The sequence below is a fragment of the Klebsiella sp. BIGb0407 genome (assembly GCF_024807845.1).
GTDB lineage: Bacteria > Pseudomonadota > Gammaproteobacteria > Enterobacterales > Enterobacteriaceae > JGM124.
Genome location: NZ_JANUEQ010000001.1, coordinates 1,392,836 through 1,417,464 on the forward strand (window position 1 = coordinate 1,392,836; position 24,629 = coordinate 1,417,464).

Consider the following 24,629-nt stretch of genomic DNA (forward strand, 5'->3'; position numbering starts at 1 on the left):
ATCTACAATGTTGCATTTTTGTGACACGCTCTGTCAATTGCATAACAAGGCATTTGACAGTCAATTTATTATTCATTACTAATTTGCACACACGTGCAAAAAGGTGTCGATGAAACACTACCCTACAATCCAAGGAGAACATCATGCGAGTTACATCAATAGCTATCGCGTTATCCCTCTGTTGCACCGCATTACCCTTTGCCGTTAGCGCGGCAGGCAACTTAAATGTCGTCTGCTCGGCAGATGTCGTGGTCTGTGAGCAAATGACGCGCATTTTCAGTGAAACAAATCCGGATATCAATGTCAGCATGGTACGTCTGTCCGCAGGGGAAGCTTATGCCCGTCTGCGCAGTGAATCTCGTAATCCACGGACTGATATCTGGTGGGCAGGTACGGGCGATCCACATATGCAGGCCGCTGAAGAGGGGTTAACGCAGGAGTATAAATCCCCCCTGTTAGCCGAGCAGCATGACTGGGCGCAGAAACAAGCAGAAAACTCAAACTACCGCACTGTAGGCATCTACGCAGGAGCTCTGGGCTGGGGCTATAACACCAAACTGGTGGCCGATAAAAAAATGAAAGAACCTCTGTGCTGGGCCGATCTACTCGACCCGGGCTTTAAAGGTGAAATTCAGATAGCCAACCCGAACTCCTCAGGTACTGCCTACAACACGCTAGCCACACTGGCACAGATCATGGGCGAAGATGAGGCTTTCGAGTACCTCAAGAAACTCAATGCCAATATTTCTCAATACACTAAATCCGGTTCAGCGCCGGTGAAATCAGCTGCCCGGGGAGAAACCGCTGTTGGCATCGTATTTATGCATGATGCAGTGGCTATGGAAGTGGACGGTTTTCCGATTAAGACAGTAGCGCCGTGCGAAGGCACCGGATATGAAATTGGCTCAATGTCTATCGTTAAAGGGGCACGTAACCTTGCTAATGCAAAAATCTGGTACGACTGGGCCCTGAGTGCGAAAGCACAGTCAAATATGAAGGATGCAAAATCCTACCAGCTCCCTTCAAACCGTGAAGCAGCGATTTCCGAATTTGCTCCTCGTTTCGAAAACATAAAACTTATCGACTACGACTTTAAAACCTACGGCGATTCCGCCAAACGTAAAGCCCTGCTGGGACGCTGGGACAAAGAAATAGGCGCAAACGCACAGTAATCCATGTCGATTTGGGACTGAAATGCGGTGGCCACGGCCTGATGTCCGCTTCAGACAGGTTTTCAGCTCGAGGTAACTCATGAATGCAAAAAATCGTCGCCTGCTCTGGGCATTAGCCTGCGGAGTATTAGCGCTCCTGTTATTGCCGTGGTACAGCCTTGAAGCTGGGTTTTTCGATAGCCGCTGGCTTACCCATTTATGGAGCGACAGTGCCAGTGCACCTGCGCTCTGGCAATTAAAAGAACATCCGTGGCTGGGTATTGTGCTGGTGCTGTTCGCGCTTTGTGGATTTTGTGGCTTTTTACCTTCGGCAGTGCGTAGCCGTTTATTACTTTTGTTCAGCGCGCTCGGTGTCCTGTTTTTGATTATTGAAGGTCACGCTATTGGCTACAGTGGCTGGAACTGGCTGTGGCTGGAAAATAACTTTGGTCCTCTGGAACAAGGTCAGCCTGCAATGGGTGCTGGCGCACTATTGATGCTGACAACTTTTCTGCTGTTCTTTTCCTTCGCGCTGGCCGAACGTGGCATTCTCAAAGGTGATGCATTTGTTGTCGCCTCACTCGTATTGTTAACAGCCCTGGTCAGCACATTTGTACTTTACCCGGTTCTGAGTATGTTTGTGATGTCAGTCCAGGATGTGGACGGTCGCTTTATGCCGGATGGTTTAATCAGCAATATGCAGGATCCCTCTATCTGGAGTCTGTCCTGCCTTGCCGGAGGGACTTGCGGTACAGCATGGCGTACATTGTGGCTGGCATTAATGACCGCGAGTGCCTCCACCTTGCTCGGGCTGGTATTTGCGTTAGCGGCTACACGCACTCCGTTGCCCTTTAAAAAAGCCCTGCGCATGCTCACTATTCTGCCGATTATTACCCCTCCTTTTGTTATCGGCCTTGCGCTTATTTTATTGTTTGGTCGTTCCGGCGTTATCACCGAGTCTATGGCGACGCTGTTTGGTATCGAGCCCAGCCGCTGGTTGTATGGTTTAACCGGTATCTGGCTCGCCCAGGTACTTTCATTCACCCCAATCGCCTTTATGGTGCTGATTGGCGTAGTAGAAGGTGTCAGTCCTTCACTGGAAGAAGCCTCACAAACCCTGCGAGCCAACCGCTGGCGTACCTTCCGCCGAGTTTCACTGCCATTAATGGCACCCGGACTCGCCAATGCTTTCCTTATTAGCTTTATCGAAAGTATGGCTGATTTCGGTAACCCAATGGTGCTGGGAGGGAGTCACGGCGTGTTATCGACAGAGATCTTCTTCTCGGTCGTTGGGGCACAAAACGATCCTAGCCGTGCGGCAGTGCTGGCGATGATCCTGCTGTGCTTTACGTTAGGTGCTTTTCTCCTGCAACGTCTCTGGCTGGGAGGGAAAAATTTCGCCACCGTCACCGGCAAAGGTGATGGCGGTAAACATGGACAACTCCCACGCCCGCTGCGCTTTGGTGTCTACGGTATGGTTATCCCCTGGGGCCTGTTTACGCTGGTTATCTACGGCATGATAATTATTGGCGGCTTTGTACAATCATGGGGACTGAACAACACACTCACCGTCGATCATTATATTCGTGCCTTCGGTATCAGTTTCAGCGAAGGCCATCTGATCTGGAGCGGTGTTGCCTGGAACTCATTCTGGACCACGCTTGAGATAGCGCTCCTTGCCGCACCGCTGACAGCAATGGTAGGCATGCTGACCGCCTGGCTGATTGTACGGCAGAAATTTGTCGGTCGTCAGACCTTTGAGTTCATGTTAATGCTCAGTTTCGCGATTCCTGGTACCGTTATTGGTGTCAGTTATGTGATGGCATTTAATCTCCCGCCACTGGAGATAACGGGCACTGCGGCGATTCTGATCGCCTGTTTTGTGTTCCGTAATATGCCGGTTGGCGTGCGCGGTGGAATCGCTGCCATGAGCCAGCTGGATAAAAGCCTCGACGAAGCCTCCTTAACCCTCGGTGCCAGCAGTTTCCGGACTCTGCGCAAAGTTGTCCTTCCGTTACTTAAGCCAGCAATCAGCGCGGCGCTGGTGTATGCCTTTGTCCGGGCGGTGACCTCGATAAGCGCCGTTATTTTTCTGGTTAGCGCGCAATACAACATGGCCACCTCCTACATTGTCGGGCTGGTTGAGAATGGGGAATACGGTGTAGCCATTGCCTATTCTACAGTGCTGATTGTCGTGATGCTGGTCATTATTGGTGTATTCCATTGGCTGGTAGGGGAGCGTCGTTTACGCCGCGCAACGCGTCCGGTAGACGTTGCTACAACGCGCCCTGCTTCTACCTCATTAACTCAGGAGAATGCCGTATGACAACCGTTCATGCAGGTTCCGTTGAATTTGTCCAGGTTTCTAAACGCTTTGCGGGTTTTGATGCTATCCCTGACCTGTCGCTTAAAGTAGAGCCGGGAACATTAGTGACGCTGTTAGGCCCATCCGGCTGCGGTAAAACTACCACGCTTCGGCTACTGGCTGGGCTGGAGCACCCGACTTCCGGGCAGATCCTGATTGGTGGCAAAGACGTGACGCATCAACCCGCCAATGAGCGCGATGTGGCGATGGTTTTTCAGTCCTATGCCCTGTTCCCGCATATGAATGCGCTCGACAACGTGATGTATGGCTTACAGGCTTCAGGTATCAATAAGCAAGAGGTACAGGATCGAGCCCGGGAAGGCCTGAAACTGGTAGGTCTTGAAAACCAGGGCCAGCGCTTACCCTCTGAATTGTCTGGTGGGCAGCAACAGCGTATTGCAGTGGCTCGCGCTTTAGTACTGGAACCGCAAGTGCTACTACTGGATGAGCCGCTCTCTAACCTGGATGAACGCTTACGCCGTCAGGTACGTACAGATATTCGGGATCTGCAACAAAGACTTGGCTTCACTGCCGTTTATGTCACACACGATCAAGAAGAGGCGTTAGCGGTATCGGATAAAATTATTGTCATGAAAGACGGTAATATTGCACAGCAGGGGGCGCCAGAAAGTCTCTACCACTCCCCTAATTCGGTCTTTATCGCGGATTTTATGGGCGAAGCCAATATCCTGCCCTGCGAGGTGGAACAAATAGAAGGTGCAGAAGCTCTGGTCAGACTCGGCAGTCAGCGTTACCGGGTACGCGGTAATGGCCTGCAGACAGGCGCGGCACAGATTTCGGTTCGCCCGCAGTTTATTACTTTACGTGATGGGGATGCTGGCGCATTGCCAGGTGAGGTGACGCACAGTACCTGGCTCGGTAGCCATATCGAATATGAAGTGGTCACTTCTCTGGGTTCGCTCTTTATTATTGATACGCAAATGGAACAGCGACGCCCTTTAACATCCCGTGTTTCTGTTGATTTTAAACCTCAGGGCTTGGCTCTGATTACTCGCTAATGTAAGGGTAGACAATGAGTGATACTGAACTTTATGCGCTAAAAGCACGCCTGAATTTAGCAGAAGAAGTGGCACGCGCAGGCGGAGCCAAAGCACTGGAATACTTTCATCAGCGAGATTCTCTGGTGGTGGAGACTAAATACGATTTACAGGATGTCGTTTCACGCGCCGACAGAGAAGTGGAACAGATGATAGACAAGCTAATCCGGGCGCAATTTCCGGACGATGGCTTTCTTGGCGAAGAATACGGCTTACAGGAAGGAAACTCCGGATATACCTGGGTTGTCGATCCGATTGATGGTACCAGCCCGTTTCTGAACGGTATGCCCAACTGGTGTGTGTCGGTTGCGGTATTGCATGAAGGGATACCCGTTATTGGTGTGATCTATGCGCCTTATTATGAGGAGTGTTATGTCGCGGCACTGGATCATGGGGCTACGCTGAATGGCCGCCGTTTACAGGTTGACCCTGCGCGAACGCTGCAAAACCATGTCACCGGATTTGGTGCCAATAGCCACGTCAGCCCGACAGAAGTCGGGAATATTCTCGCAGCGTTACTTGAGGCGGGCGGTAATTTTATTCGTATTGGTTCAGGTGCCTTAATGCTGGCATGGGTCGCCGCTGGCCGCGTGGTGGGATATTACGAGCCTTATATGCATGCCTGGGATTGCCTGGCGGGTTATTGCCTGGTAAAAGAAGCCGGTGGCTGGTATCACCCGTTTAATACCGAAGGTGAGCGCCTGCTTAAAGGTGCTCAAGTGCTGGCGGTAGCTCCCGGCGCGCAGGCCGATTTAAAACGTATCGCCGGGCTATAATCTCGTTTTCAATAGAGAACTTCAGCGCAGGATAATCCTTTCTGATCGGGGATTATCCGCCCTGTTCTGCCCACTACCGGGCGGGTTATTCCCCATAAAATATTGTCCACTGTAATATTCTTATCTGACTAACATCGTGCACTTTCGCCCCCCATAGTCTACTCTCTTTATTGCTTTGTATTATTATGTAGAGAATTGCTTTTATTCTGTCTATTTTTGGTTAATTTAAAGTGAAATCTTATTTATAAGCACCATCACAGATGTTGCAATAATATTGCATTACCACTCTAGGTTTGCGTTAAGCGCTATTCTTTTCAATTTTAATTGCAAACATTAAAAAATATTTTAACATTATTTATCAGTTACTTACTTGATAAAAATTTAATAACCACAGTGGTGAAGGGCTTATTGGCGGGGCTGGATATGATCTATATCAAACTTTGCACTATAATGCTTTGTTAATATGACCTCGCCGAATAAAAATAAGAGAGAGTTAGTGTGAAAGCTGACAACCCTTTTGACCTGATACTTCCTCCCGAGGTGGCGAAAGTTGCCGAAAATACGGGAGTATATAAAGCCACAAAACATCCATTAACGACGTTTTTCCTGGCGATTACCGCAGGCGTTTTCATTTCAATCGCTTTTGTTTTCTACATCACCTCAACAACCGGCGGAGCCGCTTTGCCTTTTGGTGTTGTAAAGCTGATTGGTGGCGTGTGTTTCTCCCTCGGACTGATTCTCTGCGTTGTCTGTGGGGCTGACCTCTTCACCTCTACCGTGCTTATTGTGGTCGCGAAAGCCAGCGGACGCATAACATGGATGCAGCTGGCTAAGAACTGGCTTAACGTTTATGTCGGTAACTTAGTCGGTGCGCTGGTCTTTGTGGCACTGATATTTTTTGCCGGGATGTATATGACGGCAGAAGGTCAATGGGGGTTAAATCTTTTACAAACCGCTGACCATAAAATGCACCATACTTTTATTGAAGCCGTCTGCCTGGGTATCCTGGCTAACTTATTAGTCTGTCTTGCGGTCTGGATGAGTTACTCAGGTCGCAGTTTGATGGATAAGATGTTTGCGATGATTCTGCCAGTTGCTATGTTTGTATCTAGCGGCTTTGAACACAGTATTGCAAATATGTTCCTGATTCCAATGGCGATTGCGGTACGCGATTTTGCCAGCCCGGAATTCTGGACCGCGGTGGGGTCTTCTCCTGAGAATTTTCCCCACCTGAGCGTTATGAACTTTATCACTGACAATCTGATCCCTGTCACCATCGGCAACATTATCGGCGGTGGTTTACTGGTCGGGTTGACGTACTGGGTAATATATCTGCGTGAGGGTGCTAAGCATTAATCTTAGCGTCGCAGGCAGGATGAAGAACTCCACATTTAGAAGGTAGGTGCTACATGTCCGATCTCAATGAAAAATTGGCCACCGCATGGGAAGGCTTTGCGAAAGGCGACTGGCAGAATGAAGTCAACGTACGTGACTTTATTCAGAAAAACTACACACCGTATGAAGGCGATGAGTCTTTCCTGGAAGGTGCGACAGACGCAACCACTACACTGTGGGATTCCGTAATGGAAGGCGTTAAACAGGAAAACCGTACTCACGCTCCTGTTGACTTTGATACCGACCTTGCTTCAACTATCACCGCCCATGACGCGGGATATATCAATAAAAGCCTCGAAACTATCGTTGGTCTGCAAACTGATGCGCCATTGAAACGTGCGATCATTCCGTTTGGTGGCATCAAAATGGTTGAAGGTTCTTGTAAAGTATACGGTCGTGAACTCGACCCAATGCTGAAAAAAATCTTCACCGAATACCGTAAAACCCATAACCAGGGCGTGTTTGACGTTTATACCCCAGACATCATTCGTTGTCGTAAATCTGGTGTTATCACCGGTCTGCCAGATGCTTACGGCCGTGGTCGTATCATCGGTGACTACCGTCGTGTTGCACTGTACGGTATCGACTTCCTGATGAAAGACAAATTTGCTCAGTTCACTTCTTTACAGAGCAAACTGGAAAACGGCGAAGACCTGGAAGCAACCATCCGTCTGCGTGAGGAAATTTCTGAACAGCACCGTGCTCTGGGCCAAATTAAAGAAATGGCAGCTAAATATGGCTACGACATTTCTGGTCCTGCGACTAATGCTCAGGAAGCGGTTCAGTGGACCTATTTTGGTTACCTGGCAGCAGTAAAATCTCAGAACGGTGCTGCGATGTCCTTCGGACGCGTATCAACCTTCCTGGATGCGTACATTGAACGTGACCTGAAAGCAGGCAAAATCACTGAGCTTGATGCTCAGGAAATGATTGACCACTTGGTTATGAAACTGCGTATGGTACGTTTCCTGCGTACGCCTGAATATGATGAGCTGTTCTCTGGTGACCCAATCTGGGCAACTGAATCCATCGCCGGTATGGGTGTTGATGGCCGTACTCTGGTTACCAAAAGTAGCTTCCGTGTTCTGAACACCCTCTACACTATGGGACCGTCTCCAGAGCCAAACATCACTATTCTGTGGTCTGAAAAACTGCCACTGAACTTCAAAAAATACGCGGCAAAAGTCTCCATCGATACCTCTTCTCTGCAATATGAGAACGATGATTTGATGCGCCCTGACTTCGATAACGATGACTACGCGATTGCTTGTTGCGTGAGCCCAATGGTTATCGGTAAGCAAATGCAGTTCTTCGGTGCGCGTGCTAACCTCGCGAAAACCATGCTGTATGCTATCAACGGCGGTATTGATGAAAAACTGAAAATGCAGGTTGGTCCGAAAGAATTGCCTATCATGGATAGCGTTCTGGACTATGACACTGTACTGGCTCGTCTGGACCACTTTATGGACTGGCTGGCAAAACAGTATGTCACTGCGTTGAATATCATCCACTACATGCATGACAAATACAGCTATGAAGCATCACTGATGGCTCTGCATGACCGTGATGTTGTTCGTACTATGGCATGTGGTATTGCTGGTCTTTCTGTTGCAGCTGACTCCTTGTCTGCGATTAAATATGCAACAGTAAAACCTATTCGTGATGAAGATGGCCTGGCGGTTGACTTCGAAATCGAAGGCGAATATCCACAGTTCGGTAACAACGACTCACGTGTTGATGATATCGCTGTTGACCTGGTTGAACGTTTCATGAAAAAAATTCAGAAACTGACAACTTACCGCAACTCAGTTCCAACTCAGTCAGTACTGACCATTACTTCTAACGTGGTTTACGGTAAGAAAACCGGTAATACCCCAGATGGTCGTCGTGCTGGTACTCCGTTTGGTCCGGGCGCTAACCCAATGCACGGTCGTGACCAGAAAGGTGCTGTTGCCTCTCTGACTTCCGTCGCCAAACTGCCGTTTGCTTACGCGAAAGATGGTATCTCTTATACCTTCTCTATCGTACCAAACGCACTGGGTAAAGATGACGATGTACGTAAAACTAACCTTGCGGGTCTGATGGATGGTTACTTCCATCATGAAGCGTCCATTGAAGGTGGTCAGCACCTGAACGTGAACGTCATGAACCGTGAAATGCTGCTTGATGCGATGGAGCATCCAGAGAAATATCCACAGCTAACCATCCGTGTATCGGGTTATGCAGTGCGCTTTAACTCTCTGACTAAAGAGCAACAGCAAGACGTAATCACTCGTACATTTACTAAGAGCTTCTAAGGTCTTTGCCTGAATAAAAGACCTGGAATAAGGATTTTGCTACAGTAGAGTCCTTAATAACAAAGAGGGAAAAACGTGGTTTTTCCCTCTTTGCATTTTTAAAATCTAACGAATTGATTTATTTATTATTTTTAAATTACTGGTGCTAGTATAAGTCAGTTATCCAACGGCAAGACTGAATAGCCTGCTTTGCCGATTATCTGTCTGACAGGTTATCGGCAAAACAGACTAAACATAAAAAATCGATTGTCGACTCGCAATGGGTCATAGCTGGAGAAACGCCGCAATGTCAGTTATTGGACGAATCCACTCTTTTGAATCCTGTGGCACCGTAGATGGCCCGGGCATCCGTTTTATCACCTTCTTCCAGGGCTGCCTGATGCGCTGCCTCTATTGCCATAACCGCGATACCTGGGATACGCACGGTGGCAAGGAAATCACTGTTGAGGAATTAATGGCTGATGTTGTCAGCTACCGTCATTTTATGAATGCCTCGGGTGGCGGCGTCACGGCATCGGGTGGTGAAGCCATTCTGCAAGCTGAATTTGTACGTGACTGGTTCCGTGCCTGTCATAAAGAAGGCATTCATACTTGTCTCGATACCAATGGCTTTGTCCGCCGTTACGATCCGGTAATTGATGAATTACTGGAGGTCACAGACTTGGTGATGCTCGACCTGAAGCAGATCAATGATGAAATTCACCAGAACCTGGTCGGTGTTTCTAACCAGCGTACTCTGGAATTTGCTCGCTACCTGTCGAAAAAGAATATCAATGTCTGGATCCGCTATGTTGTCGTTCCAGGCTGGTCAGATGATGACGACTCCGCCCATCGTCTGGGTGAATTTACTCGGGATATGGGTAACGTCGAAAAAATCGAACTGCTCCCCTACCATGAACTGGGTAAACATAAATGGGTTGCGATGGGCGAAGAGTACAAACTGGATGGCGTTAATCCGCCGACAAAAGAGACCATGGAACGCGTCAAAGGTATTCTTGAGCAGTACGGGCATAAAGTGATGTACTAACCCTTGAGGTTACTTACAGGCGCTCACAAGAGCGCCTGTTGCTTTTCAGGCATGTGCCACTGGAGTTGAATGCTGGCCTGTTTTGCTCAAGAGCAGCATCAGATACACCAGTGAAACGCCAGCAATAACGATAAATAGCAAGCTATCAGAGTAGCTCTGCATCAAAGCCGCTGTCAGTAAAGGACCTAACAAACTCCCCGCGGTGTAGCTCAACAACAGTGCCTGATTCATGGCAACTAACTGGTGATGAGTGACTTTCTCACAGGCCCAGCCCATGGCTACCGGATACAGAGTAAACCCCGCAGCGCCAAGAATACACAGTGACGGTGCCATAGCTGCGTGACTCAACATGCCAGCGCTGCCGACAACAATCGCGAACACTTGCCCACGTAAGATCAGCAGCCGTCCATATTTATCAGCCAGACGACCAATCGGCCACTGTGCAATTACCCCGGCACTGATCATCATCGCCATCCAAAAACCAATATCGGAATCACTTAATCCCTGATGATTCAGATAAAGCGGCATCAGGGCGTACAGCGACCCCAAAATCACGCCGGAGATAACACAGCCATGAACCCCAAGGCGCGCGTTACGCAAACGCAGCATTAAGCGCACTGTGGTACTTTCCTGCTGTGTCTGGCTGTTATTGATGATATGGGTAAACAACAGCGGTAGAATAGCTGCCAGCACCAATGCAGTGGCCCAGGGCAGTACGCTGACCAGCGCCGTCGGTAACTGACTGACAGCAAACTGTCCCAGCACCGTACCGATATAAGTCACCATCATGTAGGCCGCCAGTAAACGTCCTCTATTTTGAGTCGTACCACTGCACATCAAGGCACTTTCAACAATCACCCAGATCATCGCGCAGCCTACACCGGCAATAAAGCGGAATATCATCCAGCTCCAAGTACCCACGATTAAGCCTAGCCCGGCGCAGGCCAGGGCAAAAAGTAATACAGCCAGATAATAACTACGATTAAAACCAAGATATTTAATGACGCTCCCGGTCACCATCGCGCCCACCAGGTTACCCGTAAAGTAGGCTGAACTCACGATACCCACTTGCCATACAGGCAGGTTTTCATGCGCCAGCCAGAGTGGTACCAGCGTGTTAAGCACGGCTATTACGAGGGTCAATAGCATAAGCCCACAAAGTAATAACTTTATGGGGCGGGTATAGGTTGGCATGGATAAAAAAACCGTGAAGGAGTGAGCAATTGTGCGCATCATGCCACCAGAAAAATGATTGTCAATCCAGTGCTGGCGGGGGCTAAGAGGTTTTTGAGTATATCGATTTAAAAAATTCATCCTGCAACTCAAACTTAGTCCTGCAGGAAAGGTTATCCCTATGTTTTTAATAAAATAACACAAAAAGTATGGTTTTTTTTGAGACGAAAAATTTCATGGATCTTTGTGTGAAATTTTTTCATTTATTGCATTTTTTACTCTGAGATGGGGGGTATCACAAGATCAGTGAAACCAATGAAAGTGATACAAAAAAAGCGCCTACAGGCGCTTTTTTTAACAGGAAATCATCTCCTTTTGATAACTGACCACTGTGAGTGTTCAGCAGTACAAAAGATTAACCGATGTATTCCAGTCCTTTCATATAAGGACGCAGTATTTCAGGGATTTCGATACGACCGTCAGCCTGCTGATAGTTTTCCAGCACCGCCACCAGTGTACGACCTACTGCCAGACCAGAACCGTTCAGGGTATGAACCAGACGGGTTTTCTTGTCGGCTTTACTACGGTAGCGGGCTTGCATGCGGCGCGCCTGGAAATCCCACATATTGGAGCATGAAGAGATTTCACGGTAAGTATCCTGGGCTGGCAACCAAACTTCGAGATCGTAAGTTTTACGTGACCCAAAGCCGATATCACCACTGCACAGCAACACTTTACGGTAAGGCAGTCCCAGCAGTTGCAATACTTTCTCTGCATGGCCGGTCATTTCTTCCAGCGCATCCATTGAGTCTTCCGGACGTACTATCTGTACCATCTCGACTTTATCAAACTGGTGCATACGGATCAGACCACGCGTATCACGACCATATGAACCCGCTTCAGAGCGGAAACATGGGGTGTGAGCCGTCATCTTCAGCGGCAGAGATTCTTCATCGAGGATCTCATCACGTACCAGGTTGGTTAAAGGCACTTCGGAAGTTGGGATCAGCGCATAGTTGCTGGTCTCAGCTTCTTCATCCAGTGGACGGGTATGGAACAGGTCACCGCCAAATTTAGGCAATTGCCCGGTACCGTACAACGTTTCCTGGTTAACCAGATACGGGACATAGTTTTCACTGTAGCCATGCTGTTCAGTATGCAGGTCCAGCATAAACTGGCCCAGTGCACGATGCAGACGAGCAACTTGCCCTTTCATCACCACAAAGCGTGAACCTGTCAGTTTGACGGCACCAGCAAAATCCAGACCTCCCGCTAATTCACCCAACGCCACATGATCGCGAACCTCGAAATCAAATTTACGTGGTTCGCCCCAGCGACTGACTTCAACGTTGTCGCTGTCATCTTTACCCAGCGGAACGCAGTCATCAGGGATATTCGGCAGAGTCAGCGCAATGTCACGGATCTGCACCAGCAGAGTATCGAGTTCGGCTTTAGCTGCATCCAAATCTTCGCCCAGCTGGTTAACTTGCAAACGCAGCGGTTCAATGTCTTCACCGCGTGCTTTCGCCTGCCCGATGGATTTCGATCGTGCGTTACGTTCAGCTTGCAAATTTTCTGTTTGAACCTGCAATACTTTACGACGCTCTTCGAGCGTAGTTAACAGTTCTACATCCAGCTTAAAGCCTCGGCGTGCCAGTTTTTCAGCGACTGCGTCTGGCTCTGTACGCAGCAGATTGGGATCGAGCATGCTTATCCTGTGCTTATCGAATTGAATTATAGGGATGCGGCCACAGCCTGCGACCGCTTGATAATATTACTAACCTTACCGCAACGACTGCCTTAGCGATAGCGTTTTGTGGGGCTTTTCTGATCCAGCTCAGTTAACCAGGCTAGCTTTTCGCCAATCTTACCTTCAAGGCCTCTGTTGCTTGGATAATAATAACGCGTTTGTGCCATTTGTTCGGGAAAATACGTTTCACCGGCCGCATAGGCGTTAGTTTCATCATGGGCATAACGATAGCTCTGTCCGTAGCCCATTTCCTTCATCAGTTTGGTCGGCGCATTGCGCAGATGTACTGGAACCTCATAATCAGGCTGCTCGCGGGCATCCGCCATGGCGGCTTTAAATGCGGTATAGACGGCATTACTTTTTGCCGCACAGGCAAGATAGACTATCGCCTGGGCAATGGCTCTTTCACCTTCGGCCGGGCCCACACGGGTAAAGCAGTCCCAGGCAGCAATAGCTATCTGCATGGCGCGTGGGTCTGCATTTCCTACATCTTCTGAGGCAATCGCCAGTAGTCGCCGGGCAACATACAGCGGATCGCCACCGGCACTGATTATTCTTGCGTACCAGTACAGTGCGGCATCCGGCGCTGAACCACGAACTGATTTATGTAATGCGGAAATAAGGTCGTAAAAACGATCGCCTTTATTATCAAACCGGGCACTGCGTTCGCCGGCAACTTCAGTCAGCAGACTGACGGGCAAAGTGCGCTGGCCTTGAGCGTCAATTTCGGCCATATCAGCCATCATTTCGAGCGTATTCAGGGCGCGTCTGGCATCACCATTAACCAGTTGGGCAATCGCAAGCCGGGTCTCATCAGGTAAGACAAGATTCTGCTCACCATAACCCCGCTGTTTATCATTCATCGCCTGATCAAGCACCTGCTCTATTTCCTGGTCGGTGAGTGACTTGAGTAAATAGACGCGCGCGCGTGATAGCAATGCGGAGTTCAGTTCAAACGAAGGGTTTTCTGTTGTGGCGCCAATAAACGTCACCGTGCCATCTTCAATATGCGGCAGAAAGGCATCCTGCTGGCTTTTATTGAAACGATGCACTTCATCTACAAACAGAATGGTTCGGCGGCCACCATGACGATTCTGACGGGCACGTTCTATCGCCTCGCGGATCTCTTTCACACCCGATGTCACAGCCGAGAGACGTTCAACCTGAGCATCAGCGTAGTGGGCAATAACTTCCGCAAGCGTTGTTTTCCCGGTACCCGGGGGTCCCCAGAGGATCATGGAATGCAAATGACCCGCTTCAATAGCTCGGGGGAAAGGCTTGCCTTCGGCCAGCAGATGCTGCTGGCCAATATACTGTGCAAGATTTTCTGGCCGCATACGTGCGGCCAATGGCTTAAAGCTGTTTTCAGAGAAATCGAGCGACAGATTACTCACTGCAACCTCTACTTACGCTGATCGTCTATCGTTACGCCTGCTGGGGGGGTAAAAGTAAACTTACTCGCATCAACCGTTGCCGTTGGCTGGGCTTTTAATGCGTAGCTGCTACGCTGGTCGTCCTGTTCGATGGCGCTGAAGCTGTTAATCGCACCATTACGACCCACATTAATCGTGAACTGCTTAAGATTGCCCGCACCATTTTTAGGGGTCAGAACAAATTCATCCCCATTTTGCTTGATGTTGTACTGGCTCCAGTCAGAAGCCTGATTACGTGCAATCAGCATGAAAGGGGTATTACTGGTGACATCTTTAAGCCAGCTGGCACTCACCTGTTCAACGAACGGGTTATAGAACCACAATGTTTTACCGTCAGACACCAGAATGCTTTCATCCGGCTGTGTCATATGCCAGTTAAACAGGTTAGGACGTTTTACCCATAAATCGCCCTGTCCTTCCTGCACCGTAGCCCCACTGCCGTCCGTTACTTTTTGAGTAAAGCTGGCATGAAAGGTGCTAACTTTATCAAGACGACTCTGCAAGTCCCCTGCGGCATCGGCCCAGGCTGTACTGCCGATCATCGCGCTAAACAGTACACAGGCAGTAACTACTTTTTTCATTGTCTTCCCTCTGAATCCTTTTTGCCATCCGGTGATGGTATCTCTGTTACTCACTGTAGAGGATCCTTCGTGGCTACAACAGTAGGATACACCTATTTATACCCTTCTTTGCATAGCCACACCGTCACCTCACATTCGCAGCGTTATTCAAACGGTGGAGGTGCCAGAACCTCACGATTACCGTTATGCCCCTGCGGACTGACAATGCCCTGAGCTTCCATCTGTTCGACGATCCGTGCCGCACGGTTATAACCAATACGGAACTGACGCTGTACGCCGGAAATGGAGGCTTTGCGTTTTTCGACCACAAAAGCAACAGCCTGATCGAATAAAGGATCTAACTCTTCATCACCTTCCAGCCCACCGCCACCTTCGGCTCCCTCAGTCGCCGTAATGCCCGTGATATATTGTGGACGTCCGCGTGCTTTCCAATCCTGAACCACAGCATGAACCTCTTCATCACGCACAAAGGCACCATGGACACGGATTGGTGTGGTTGAGTTAGGCGCAGAATAAAGCATATCCCCCATTCCCAGCAGAGACTCCGCCCCTCCTTGATCAAGAATGGTGCGTGAGTCAATTTTACTGGAAACAGTAAAGGCGATACGGGTTGGAATGTTCGCTTTAATCAAACCGGTAATTACATCTACTGAAGGACGCTGGGTGGCCAGCACCAGGTGAATACCTGCGGCACGGGCTTTCTGCGCCAGTCGGGCAATCAGCTCTTCGACTTTTTTACCGACCGTCATCATCAGATCGGCAAATTCATCAACCAGCACCACGATATACGGGAGCTTCTCAAGCATTGGATGGCTAATTTCCATACTGTCACCCGGTTTCCAGAAAGGATCCGGAATTGGCCGTCCCATCTTTTCAGCTTCCAGTACACGCTCGTTATAACCCGCCAGGTTACGTACCCCGAGAGCAGACATTAACTTATAACGACGTTCCATCTCATTGACACTCCAGCGCAGCGCGTTGGCGGCGTCCTTCATGTCCGTGACCACTTCGGTCAACAGATGCGGGATCCCTTCATACACTGACAGTTCGAGCATTTTCGGATCGATCATGATAAAGCGCACTTCTTCAGGCGTCGCTTTATACAGCATACTGAGGATCATGGCGTTAACCCCGACCGACTTACCAGAACCAGTGGTACCCGCGACCAGTAAATGTGGCATTTTTGCTAAATCAGCCACCACGGGTTCGCCGCCAATATCTTTACCCAGCACCACGGTCAAAGGTGAACTGCTATCACGAAATGCCGGGCAGTCCAGGACTTCACGCAGATAAACGGTATGACGTTTTTTATTCGGTAATTCCAGGCCTACATATGGCTTACCGGGAATAACTTCTACCACGCGTACCGCGACCGTCGAAAGTGAACGCGCCAGATCGCGTGAAAGGTTAGAAATACGCGCCGCTTTTACCCCTGGTGCCAGGTCGAGTTCAAAGCGTGTGATGACAGGGCCGGGAGAATAGTCGACCACATCCGCTTTAATGCGGTAATCCGCCAGTCTGGCCTCAACCAGACGCGCCATTTGTTCCATGGCAAACGCATCAACAGGTTCAATGGTCGTTGGCGGTGATGACAACAAATTTAGCGACGGTAACGGTGTGGTTGGCTTTTGTAGCGGTCGGCTGTCACCATTTCGCATCAGGAACGGATGAATCAAACTTTGCTCAGCATCCGGCTTCGCCAGAGCAACCGGTTCTGACTGATATTGCTGTGCAGCAGTCGCCGAATGTACCGCTGCAGGAATATGACTCTGCGGCGCTGCCTGACTCGGCGCATTGTATGGGGTTGCGTGCGAGGTCTGCGGTGAAACAGCAGGCTCAGCAATAGGCGTGAATAATGGCTCCAGCGGGCCATCATCGACCAGCTCTTTCATCGGCGAATGAAAATCAAAGTCATCCAGTGAGAACGGTGTCGCATTCGATGATGCAGGCTGACTATAGCGTTGCTGTTGCTGTTGCTGTTGCTGTTGCTGTTGCCGGGCAGCAAACTGGCGTGATAACTCAGCTTCAACTTCAGCTGCCTCATCTCCTGTATTGTTGCCATAACGTTGCTGCTGCTGGGCAGCAAACTGACGTGAAAGCTCAGCTTCTGCAATTGCCTGTTCGTCTGATATTTCCTCGTCATCAGCATAGTCGCCATAACGCTGCTGTTGCTGGGAGGTAAACTGACGAGCCAGTTCACGTTGCTGTAATTCAAATTCATCATCAACATGGGCATCTTCTTGCACAGACTGCCCTTGTCGCGCCTGCTCTTCCGCCATACGCTGGGACGGCAGTTTAATACCATAGGAGGCCAGTTCACGACGGGTAGGCACACGAACTCGATTCGGCCGTGGAAGCTGTGGACCAATTCCCTCTTTGACCTGAGGACGTGGCGCGTCGCTGGCAATGCTGAATACCGGAGCAAAGCTACTCGCCGCCGCTGCTGTTTTCACCGTTTCAGCGACTGTGCTCGCAGGAACCGAACTCGCGGTAGCAACGGATACCGCCACCGGTGATGGCTCAGGCGTCGTCATGGACTGTTGCGGCTTAGGTGCTGAATAACGATACGGTTCAGGCTCAGGTATCGGTTGATACCAGGCAGCCAGCTGTTCGCGTTCACGCGCACGCTGTTGTTCTACCTCTTCAAAATGATAGAGCGGTGGACGCACATATTTAGCTTCTGCTGGAGGCTCAGGCGGGCTGATTTCAGGCTCGGCCACCACATCCGGAACACGATAATCATGCACTGGCTGCTCATAAACAGGGGGTACTGCCTGCTCAGGCGGCGACACAGCAGGGGCAAATTCAGGTTCAGGAGCTGACCACTGAGGTTCTGGTATCGGTGCTGGCTCTGGTGCATAAGAGCGGATTTCAGGCTCAGGTGCCGCAATAACCGTATCCATCATCGCTGCAGGCGCAAAAAGTGCGCTCTCTGCAGGCTGAGGCTCTGCATCAGGAAATGTTCTGGCGGGCTCAAGAGCGGACTGTCCACTAAACAGGGGATCATCGTCTACCGAGCGACCGCTAAATAACGGATCGTCTTGTGGCGATGAATCAGTGGCTGAATTGCCAGAAAATAGTACATCGTCTGTATCCGCACGGACGGCAGGGGCTGCAGCGACTTCGCCCTCTTCATCATCCATACGCTTGCCTGAAAACAACGCCTCATCAACATTAGTCCCATGGCGTGGCGTAAATTTTTGCGAGAGTTTCTGCTTACGCGATATCGCGCCTCGTAACAGACGTGTTTTACGGGAGGGCTGTTTTTCCGGCTCTGGCTCCTCATACTCGTCATCATCCTGCCAGGTATTGTCCCGACGGGTATGGTGGCTGGCAAAGGTTAAAATTTTAAGAGTAAAGCTGCCTATTTTTTCCGCAATACTGACCCACGACCAACCGGTAAACAATGTCAGACCCGCAGCCCAGATGCATAACAGAACGATAGTTCCACCGCTGCTATTCAGTAGGGGTTGCAGAGCCGTGCTCAGCAAACTTCCGATCACGCCACCAGAGGCAAAATACCAGATATCATCCGCGTTAATAGCCGCCAGTCCACAGGAAGTCAGAACCATGGCAAGTACGCCAATCAGACGGAGTGAAACCGCAAAGTAATCAACGAGATATTCGGCATTCCGCTGTTTCCAGGTAAACCAGCAAGCGCCGATGATAATTACCGGAATAGTATAGGCGATAACACCAAAGATGAAGAACAGCGTATCCGCCAGCCATGCACCGGGTATTCCCCCCAGATTATGGATAGGTTCATGCCATGCCGTTTGTGACCAGCTGGGATCAGAAGGATTAAAGCTGAGTAGTGAAGCCATCAGATAGATAGCAAACAAAGCGACAAGCACCAGCAACGCTTCAAGTAATCGGCGTCCACTGCTCAGTTTTGTTAATGTTACGTCTTTATCTTCAGTATATTCCTGGCTCAAGAAAGGCTCTCCAGGTTATCAAACTCAATGGGAACAACAGAACCGGGCCATACCGGGACTGTTGCTGTACGTATTCCCAGGAGTGTAACCAAAATACGCTAACTTTGCACCTGGCCAGTGTTACCGGGTTTTAATAACCAGACGATTACTCTGTTTCACTTCTTCCATTACGACGTAAGTACGGGTGTCATTTACGCCCGGCAAACGTAGCAGGGTTTCACCCAGCAATTTACGATACGCAGACATATCAGGCACACGTGTTTTGAGAAGATAGTCAAAATCACCCGATACCAGATGGCACTCTTGAATTTCTTCAAGCTTCTGTACCGCTGAGTTAAATTGTTCAAACACATCAGGGGCGCCGCGATTCAGTGTGATTTCAACGAACACCAGAAGTGATGCATCCAGATAGTGAGGATTCAGCAGCGCTGTATAGCCCTGAATGAAACCCTGTCGTTCCAGACGACGCACACGTTCAAGACACGGCGTTGGTGAAAGACCCACACGTTTTGAAAGTTCAACGTTTGAAATGCGTCCGTCTTTTTGTAATTCATTTAAAATATTGCGATCGATACGATCGAGATCTTTGCCAGGGCGCTTTTTACTGTCTACCATTATTATTGTCTCTCTCTAATTCCTTCCTTCACCTGACATAACCCTGATGAGGTTACTGTTCAGGGTGTACGTAAGAAGACCGATGCCTTATGGCTGTATCGCTATCACGCATGGCGTCTGTCCACGCCATGCGTAAATATCAATGACTCGGATAAATATGCATAGGAGGTATGAAAAACGGATAGTCCTTCTCACCCTTATGTATTTTCTTCTTAGAATGTTTTCGCAAATGCTTAGGGGATTGTCAAAGCAAAACATTTATTTTTAGTGAAACGTACCAAGTTATCTATTCTGCTAATGATTATTTGTGTTTTTACCGCCGTAATTCTGTACCAATTACAATGATTGTTTATGCAATAATATCGCCACATTCATAAATCTAATAGCCTTCCACAATGACATAAATTGCGGACAACTGGGTTCAGCACTTTTTTTACCGTCACGAATTCCCTACAATCGAAACTAAATATCGACAAACGTTCAATGAGGTTGTCATGGGCACGGCTAAACACAGTAAGCTCCTTATTCTTGGCTCCGGTCCTGCGGGCTATACCGCAGCGGTGTACGCTGCACGCGCGAATTTAAATCCGGTATTAATTACCGGTCTGGAAAAAGGCGGCCAGTTAACCACCACCACTGACGTCGAAAACTGGCCAGGCGATCCTAACGACCTGACAGGCCCATTGTTGATGGAACGTATGCATGAACATGCAAAGAAATTTGATACTGAAATTATTTTTGACCATATTTCAGCGGTTGATTTGCAGAATCGTCCATTTCGTCTGACCGGAGATAATGCTGAATACACTTGTGATGCATTAATTATTGCGACAGGTGCTTCTGCCCGCTACCTGGGTCTTCCTTCTGAAGATGCCTTTAAAGGCCGTGGAGTCTCCGCTTGTGCCACCTGTGATGGTTTCTTTTACCGGAATCAGAAAGTCGCGGTTATTGGCGGCGGAAATACCGCAGTTGAGGAAGCTCTTTATTTAGCTAACATTGCTTCTGAAGTTCATTTAATTCATCGTCGTGATAGTTTCCGCGCGGAAAAAATCCTTATCAATCGTCTGATGGATAAAGTGCAAAATGGCAATATCGTTCTGCATACCCACAAGGTACTCGATGAAGTACTGGGCGATCAGATGGGCGTCAACTCACTCCGTCTTCGCAGTGTTGAAGAAGACGGTGCTGAAGAAACGCTGGAAGTTGCTGGTCTGTTTGTTGCCATTGGTCATAGCCCGAACACCGCTATCTTTAACGGTCAGCTTGAGCTGGAAAATGGTTATATCAAAGTGCAGTCCGGTACCCAGGGTAATGCCACCCAAACCAGTATTCCTGGTGTTTTTGCCGCCGGTGATGTGATGGACCATATTTATCGTCAGGCCATTACCTCTGCCGGAACAGGCTGTATGGCAGCGCTAGATGCTGAGCGTTATCTCGACGCGTTAGCGACACAAAGTAAATAAATTTAATAATTTACAATAAAAGGCGTCCTTCCGGGTCGCCTTTATTCATCCTGCAATGTAAGATTACGCGTTGAAATTGTCCGGGAATTCCTCCTTTTAACTGCAATCTGGCACGCGATGAATAAGACCCGTCAACAAGAAATTAGCCGCTGGCTAAAACAACAAAGTATCATTTCCCGCCGCTGGCTCGCCCTGTCACGCCTGCTTGGTCTCGTGAGTGGTTTACTGATTATCGCTCAGGCCTGGATTATGGCCAATTTACTGCAATATATGATTATCGAGGGCATTCCTCGTGAAGCATTATTGCTGCCTTTTGTCCAACTGGCAGGGGTCTTTGTTTTGCGAGCCTGGGTCGTCTGGCTGCGTGAGAAGGTCGGTTATTATGCGGGCTTACATATCCGCAGAGTGATTCGTAAAAAAGTGCTCGATCGTCTGCATCAGGCGGGTCCCGCGTGGATCAAAGGTAAACCGGTTGGGAGCTGGGCAACGCTTATCCTTGAGCAAATAGAAGATATGCACGACTACTATGCGCGCTATTTGCCACAAATGACGCTAGCGACCATCGTCCCATTGCTGGTGGTGATTACTATCTTCCCAATCAACTGGGTTGCGGCCTTAATTCTGCTGTGTACTGCGCCATTGATTCCCTTGTTTATGGCGATGGTGGGAATGGGTGCCGCTGATGCTAACCGTCGTAACTTCCAGGCATTAGCCCGTCTGAGCGGGCATTTCCTCGACAGATTACGGGGAATGGAGACATTGCGCGTTTTTGATCGCGGAGCGGCGGAAACAGAAAATATTCGTGTTGCCAGTCGTGATTTTCGTGAACGCACGATGGAAGTGCTGCGCATGGCGTTTCTTTCTTCCGGCGTGCTGGAATTTTTCGCCTCATTGTCTATCGCTCTGGTCGCCGTCTATTTTGGCTTCTCTTATCTCGGCGAACTCAACTTTGGTCACTATGGTACAGGCGTCACCCTCTTTGCCGGGTTCCTGGCCCTGATCCTTGCGCCTGAATTTTTCCAGCCACTGCGAGATATGGGCGCTTTTTATCATGCAAAAGCGCAAGCCGTGGGTGCTGCCGATACGCTGATGACCTTTATGGATGCACCGCTGCAACACCCCGAGCAAGGTCAGCAAACATTACCCCAGGGCGTTGCACTGAGTATTGAGGCCCGGGAACTGGAAATTCTTTCGCCCGAGGGACACCTCCTCGCAGGTCCACTGACCTTTACGCTTGCCGCAGGCAGTCGAGTGGTGCTGGTCGGGCAAAGTGGTGCCGGAAAAAGTTCACTGCTACATGTATTATCCGGCTTTCTGCCTTATCGCGGAAGTTTATCCGTCAATGGTATTGAGCTGTCACAACTGGCTCCGGACGAATGGCGTAAATTACTCAGCTGGGTTGGGCAAAACCCGCAGCTACCGGCAGCGACACTGCGTGAAAATGTATTACTGGGTGCACCAGAAGCTGATAATACCCGACTGCAAACCGCCCTGGATAAAGCCTCTGTCACCGAGTTTTTACCCTTACTCCCTGCCGGAGTGGATACCGTTATTGGGGATGATGCCGCGCGTTTATCGGTAGGTCAGGCACAGCGTGTTGCACTGGCAAGGGCATTAATCAATCCTTGTCGGTTAATGTTACTTGATGAACCCGCTGCCAGTCTTGATGCCCATAGTGAACAACGCGTGATGGCGGCACTAGGGGATGCTTCAACCCAACAAACTACCCTGATGGTGACACACCAGTTAGATTATATCAGCGACTGGGACGAAGTCTGGCTGATGCGTGACGGGAAAATCATTCAGCAAGGCAGTTATGCTCAGTTAGCCACACAGGATGGCCCCTTTGCGGCTCTGCTGGCTCATCGTCTGGAGGAGATTTGATGCGCGCCCTGTTGCCTTATCTTGCTTTATATCGCCGTCATAAATGGCTACTGTCGATTGGTGTACTCCTTGCCATTGTGACTCTGTTAGCCAGTATTGGCCTGCTCACATTATCCGGATGGTTCTTATCTGCCTCCGCCGTAGTTGGCCTGTCCGGCGTTTATTTTAACTATATGCTACCGGCTGCGGGCGTTCGGGCCGGGGCTATCATTCGTACAGCAGGACGTTATTGTGAGCGCCTGGTCAGCCATGACGCCACTTTTCGGGTACTGGAACACTTACGTGTTACCACCTTCAGTAAGTTGATTCCTCTCTCACCTGCCGGGCTTGCGCGTTTTCGCCAGGGGGAATTGCTTAACCGTATGGTGGCAGACGTCGATACTCTGGATCACCTCTACCTGCGTGTTATTTCGCCGCTGGTAGGGGCTTTTGTCGTCATCGTCGTTGTAACGATGGGCCTGAGCATACTGGATGTCGAGCTGGCTTTGACTTTGGGTGGGATTTTATTAGCGACGTTAATTTTGCTTCCTCCGTTGTTCTATCGCGCAGGACGTCCTAGCGGCGAGAAGGTCACGGTACAGCGCGGACAGTACCGTCAGCAACTGACCGCCTGGCTTCAGGGTCATGCTGAATTAACAATTTTTGGAGCCGCTGACAGAGCGCGGGCTCAGTTGGATACGTCAGAACAACGCTGGCAGGAAGCACAGTATCACCAGGCATCGCTGAGTGCCTTGTCTCAGGCCTTGATGCTGTTGATCAGTGGTATCGCGGTGATCACCATCTTGTGGATGGCATCGGCTGGGGTAGGTTCACATGATGTTCCCGGTGCCCTGATTGCCTTATTTGTCTTCTGTTCTCTGGCTGCCTTTGAAGCCTTGGCTCCGGTCACGGGCGCGTTTCAGCACCTTGGCCAGGTGATTGCTTCTGCCTTGCGTGTCAGTCAGATTACCGAGCAAAAAGTCAGTGTTATTTTCCCTGACCAGCCACAAGAAAAACAGCCAGAGGCTGCGCTTGAAATTTGCAAGCTTAGCTTTACCTATCCAGGCCAGCCACAAGCCGTGCTGCAGGACATTAATCTGTCCATTGGTAACGGGCAGCATATTGCGATCCTCGGTAGCACCGGATGCGGTAAATCCACACTGTTGCAGCTGCTCACTCGCGCCTGGGACAGCCAGCAGGGTGAAATTACCCTGAACGGTATTCCACTCAATACTTTTGATGAAAGCACGTTACGTGCGGCTACCAGCATTGTTCCTCAACGCGTCCATCTGTTTAGCGCCACCCTACGTGATAACTTACTGCTGGCGGCGCCTCTTGCCACTGACGAACAACTTAGTGCCATTCTTGAACGTGTGGGTCTGGAAAAACTGTTACAGGATGATGGACTAAACAGCTGGCTGGGTGAAGGCGGACGTCAGTTATCCGGTGGGGAGTTACGTCGTCTGGCGATTGCCCGCGCATTGCTGCACAATGGTCCGTTGATGCTGCTTGACGAACCTACCGAAGGTCTGGATGCCGAAACAGAGCACCAGATGCTCACGTTGCTTGAAGACGTTACCGCAGACAAAACGGTTCTGATGGTGACGCACCGTTTACGTGGGCTGAACCGTTTTGATAGCATCGTTGTGATGGATAATGGCCGTATTGTTGAACAGGGACATCATGATGAACTGATGGCTTCTGGCGGGCGTTATTATCAGTTTCATCAACGTGTCTGACGCTGTCT

At 49.6% G+C, this 24,629-nt stretch carries 16 protein-coding genes; 10 read left to right on the forward strand and 6 right to left on the reverse strand.

Features of this window, described 5'->3' with window-relative positions:
* Window positions 1-143 precede the first annotated feature (143 nt).
* The 7 genes from M2387_RS06470 to pflA all read left to right on the forward strand — a co-directional run bounded on the left by M2387_RS06470 (window position 144) and on the right by pflA (window position 10,069).
* A complete protein-coding gene (locus M2387_RS06470) occupies window positions 144-1,172 on the forward strand; it encodes an ABC transporter substrate-binding protein (protein WP_259047979.1) in 1,029 nt (342 codons plus the stop codon).
* A 79-nt stretch (window positions 1,173-1,251) separates the two neighbouring features.
* Entirely contained in the window at window positions 1,252-3,477 is a 2,226-nt protein-coding gene (locus M2387_RS06475; RefSeq protein WP_259047980.1) for an ABC transporter permease, read from the forward strand.
* Entirely contained in the window at window positions 3,474-4,535 is a 1,062-nt protein-coding gene (locus M2387_RS06480; protein WP_259047982.1) for an ABC transporter ATP-binding protein, read from the forward strand. Before M2387_RS06475 ends, M2387_RS06480 begins: the two co-directional genes overlap by 4 nt.
* A gap of 14 nt (window positions 4,536-4,549) precedes the next feature.
* Entirely contained in the window at window positions 4,550-5,350 is an 801-nt protein-coding gene (locus M2387_RS06485) for an inositol monophosphatase family protein (protein WP_259047984.1), read from the forward strand.
* Between the two features lie 498 nt (window positions 5,351-5,848).
* On the forward strand, window positions 5,849-6,706 hold the full coding sequence (gene focA / locus M2387_RS06490) for a formate transporter FocA (RefSeq protein WP_259047986.1): 858 nt from the start codon (window positions 5,849-5,851) through the stop codon (window positions 6,704-6,706).
* Window positions 6,707-6,759: 53 nt separating this feature from the next.
* Window positions 6,760-9,042 carry a formate C-acetyltransferase gene (gene pflB, locus M2387_RS06495; protein WP_259047988.1) on the forward strand — a complete coding sequence of 761 codons (2,283 nt, stop codon included), beginning with the start codon at window positions 6,760-6,762 and terminating at the stop codon, window positions 9,040-9,042.
* 286 nt (window positions 9,043-9,328) lie between these two features.
* Window positions 9,329-10,069 (forward strand): pyruvate formate lyase 1-activating protein, encoded by a 741-nt coding sequence (gene pflA, locus M2387_RS06500; protein WP_259047989.1) that lies wholly within the window; start codon window positions 9,329-9,331, stop codon window positions 10,067-10,069.
* Window positions 10,070-10,114: 45 nt separating this feature from the next.
* Here the strand turns inward: pflA and M2387_RS06505 are convergent, their stop codons facing one another.
* From M2387_RS06505 to lrp, 6 genes are all read right to left on the reverse strand, one after another.
* Window positions 10,115-11,263 carry an MFS transporter gene (locus tag M2387_RS06505; protein WP_259048330.1) on the reverse strand — a complete coding sequence of 383 codons (1,149 nt, stop codon included), beginning with the start codon at window positions 11,261-11,263 and terminating at the stop codon, window positions 10,115-10,117.
* Window positions 11,264-11,657: 394 nt separating this feature from the next.
* Window positions 11,658-12,950 carry a serine--tRNA ligase gene (serS, locus tag M2387_RS06510; RefSeq protein WP_259047990.1) on the reverse strand — a complete coding sequence of 431 codons (1,293 nt, stop codon included), beginning with the start codon at window positions 12,948-12,950 and terminating at the stop codon, window positions 11,658-11,660.
* Window positions 12,951-13,042: 92 nt separating this feature from the next.
* The gene (locus tag M2387_RS06515) at window positions 13,043-14,386 is read right to left on the reverse strand and encodes a replication-associated recombination protein A (RefSeq protein ID WP_259047992.1); all 1,344 of its coding nucleotides are present in this window, start codon (window positions 14,384-14,386) and stop codon (window positions 13,043-13,045) included.
* An 8-nt stretch (window positions 14,387-14,394) separates the two neighbouring features.
* A complete protein-coding gene (gene lolA, locus M2387_RS06520) occupies window positions 14,395-15,006 on the reverse strand; it encodes an outer membrane lipoprotein periplasmic chaperone LolA (RefSeq protein ID WP_259047994.1) in 612 nt (203 codons plus the stop codon).
* A gap of 143 nt (window positions 15,007-15,149) precedes the next feature.
* Window positions 15,150-18,941, reverse strand: coding sequence for a DNA translocase FtsK 4TM domain-containing protein (locus tag M2387_RS06525; RefSeq protein WP_259047995.1), 3,792 nt, complete (start codon window positions 18,939-18,941; stop codon window positions 15,150-15,152).
* Window positions 18,942-19,061: 120 nt separating this feature from the next.
* A complete protein-coding gene (gene lrp, locus M2387_RS06530) occupies window positions 19,062-19,556 on the reverse strand; it encodes a leucine-responsive transcriptional regulator Lrp (protein ID WP_002439523.1) in 495 nt (164 codons plus the stop codon).
* Window positions 19,557-20,050: 494 nt separating this feature from the next.
* On the opposite strand from lrp, the gene trxB reads away from it, so the two are divergent.
* From trxB to cydC, 3 genes are all read left to right on the forward strand, one after another.
* A complete protein-coding gene (gene trxB / locus M2387_RS06535; RefSeq protein WP_259047997.1) occupies window positions 20,051-21,019 on the forward strand; it encodes a thioredoxin-disulfide reductase in 969 nt (322 codons plus the stop codon).
* Window positions 21,020-21,136: 117 nt separating this feature from the next.
* Window positions 21,137-22,903 carry a heme ABC transporter permease/ATP-binding protein CydD gene (gene cydD / locus M2387_RS06540; protein ID WP_259047999.1) on the forward strand — a complete coding sequence of 589 codons (1,767 nt, stop codon included), beginning with the start codon at window positions 21,137-21,139 and terminating at the stop codon, window positions 22,901-22,903.
* Entirely contained in the window at window positions 22,903-24,621 is a 1,719-nt protein-coding gene (cydC, locus tag M2387_RS06545; protein WP_259048001.1) for a heme ABC transporter ATP-binding protein/permease CydC, read from the forward strand. The genes cydD and cydC overlap by 1 nt, the downstream gene beginning before the upstream one ends.
* The last annotated feature ends 8 nt before the right edge of the window (window positions 24,622-24,629 follow it).

Coding starts and splice junctions, on each gene's coding strand:
- M2387_RS06485 (WP_259047984.1), top strand. CDS start 4,550: ATGAGTGATACTGAACTTTATGCGCTAAAAGCACGCCTGAATTTAGCA.
- M2387_RS06470 (WP_259047979.1), top strand. CDS start 144: ATGCGAGTTACATCAATAGCTATCGCGTTATCCCTCTGTTGCACCGCA.
- serS (WP_259047990.1), bottom strand. CDS start 12,950: ATGCTCGATCCCAATCTGCTGCGTACAGAGCCAGACGCAGTCGCTGAA.
- lolA (WP_259047994.1), bottom strand. CDS start 15,006: ATGAAAAAAGTAGTTACTGCCTGTGTACTGTTTAGCGCGATGATCGGC.
- M2387_RS06480 (WP_259047982.1), top strand. CDS start 3,474: ATGACAACCGTTCATGCAGGTTCCGTTGAATTTGTCCAGGTTTCTAAA.
- cydD (WP_259047999.1), top strand. CDS start 21,137: ATGAATAAGACCCGTCAACAAGAAATTAGCCGCTGGCTAAAACAACAA.
- pflB (WP_259047988.1), top strand. CDS start 6,760: ATGTCCGATCTCAATGAAAAATTGGCCACCGCATGGGAAGGCTTTGCG.
- trxB (WP_259047997.1), top strand. CDS start 20,051: ATGGGCACGGCTAAACACAGTAAGCTCCTTATTCTTGGCTCCGGTCCT.
- lrp (WP_002439523.1), bottom strand. CDS start 19,556: ATGGTAGACAGTAAAAAGCGCCCTGGCAAAGATCTCGATCGTATCGAT.
- cydC (WP_259048001.1), top strand. CDS start 22,903: ATGCGCGCCCTGTTGCCTTATCTTGCTTTATATCGCCGTCATAAATGG.
- M2387_RS06505 (WP_259048330.1), bottom strand. CDS start 11,263: ATGCCAACCTATACCCGCCCCATAAAGTTATTACTTTGTGGGCTTATG.
- pflA (WP_259047989.1), top strand. CDS start 9,329: ATGTCAGTTATTGGACGAATCCACTCTTTTGAATCCTGTGGCACCGTA.
- M2387_RS06475 (WP_259047980.1), top strand. CDS start 1,252: ATGAATGCAAAAAATCGTCGCCTGCTCTGGGCATTAGCCTGCGGAGTA.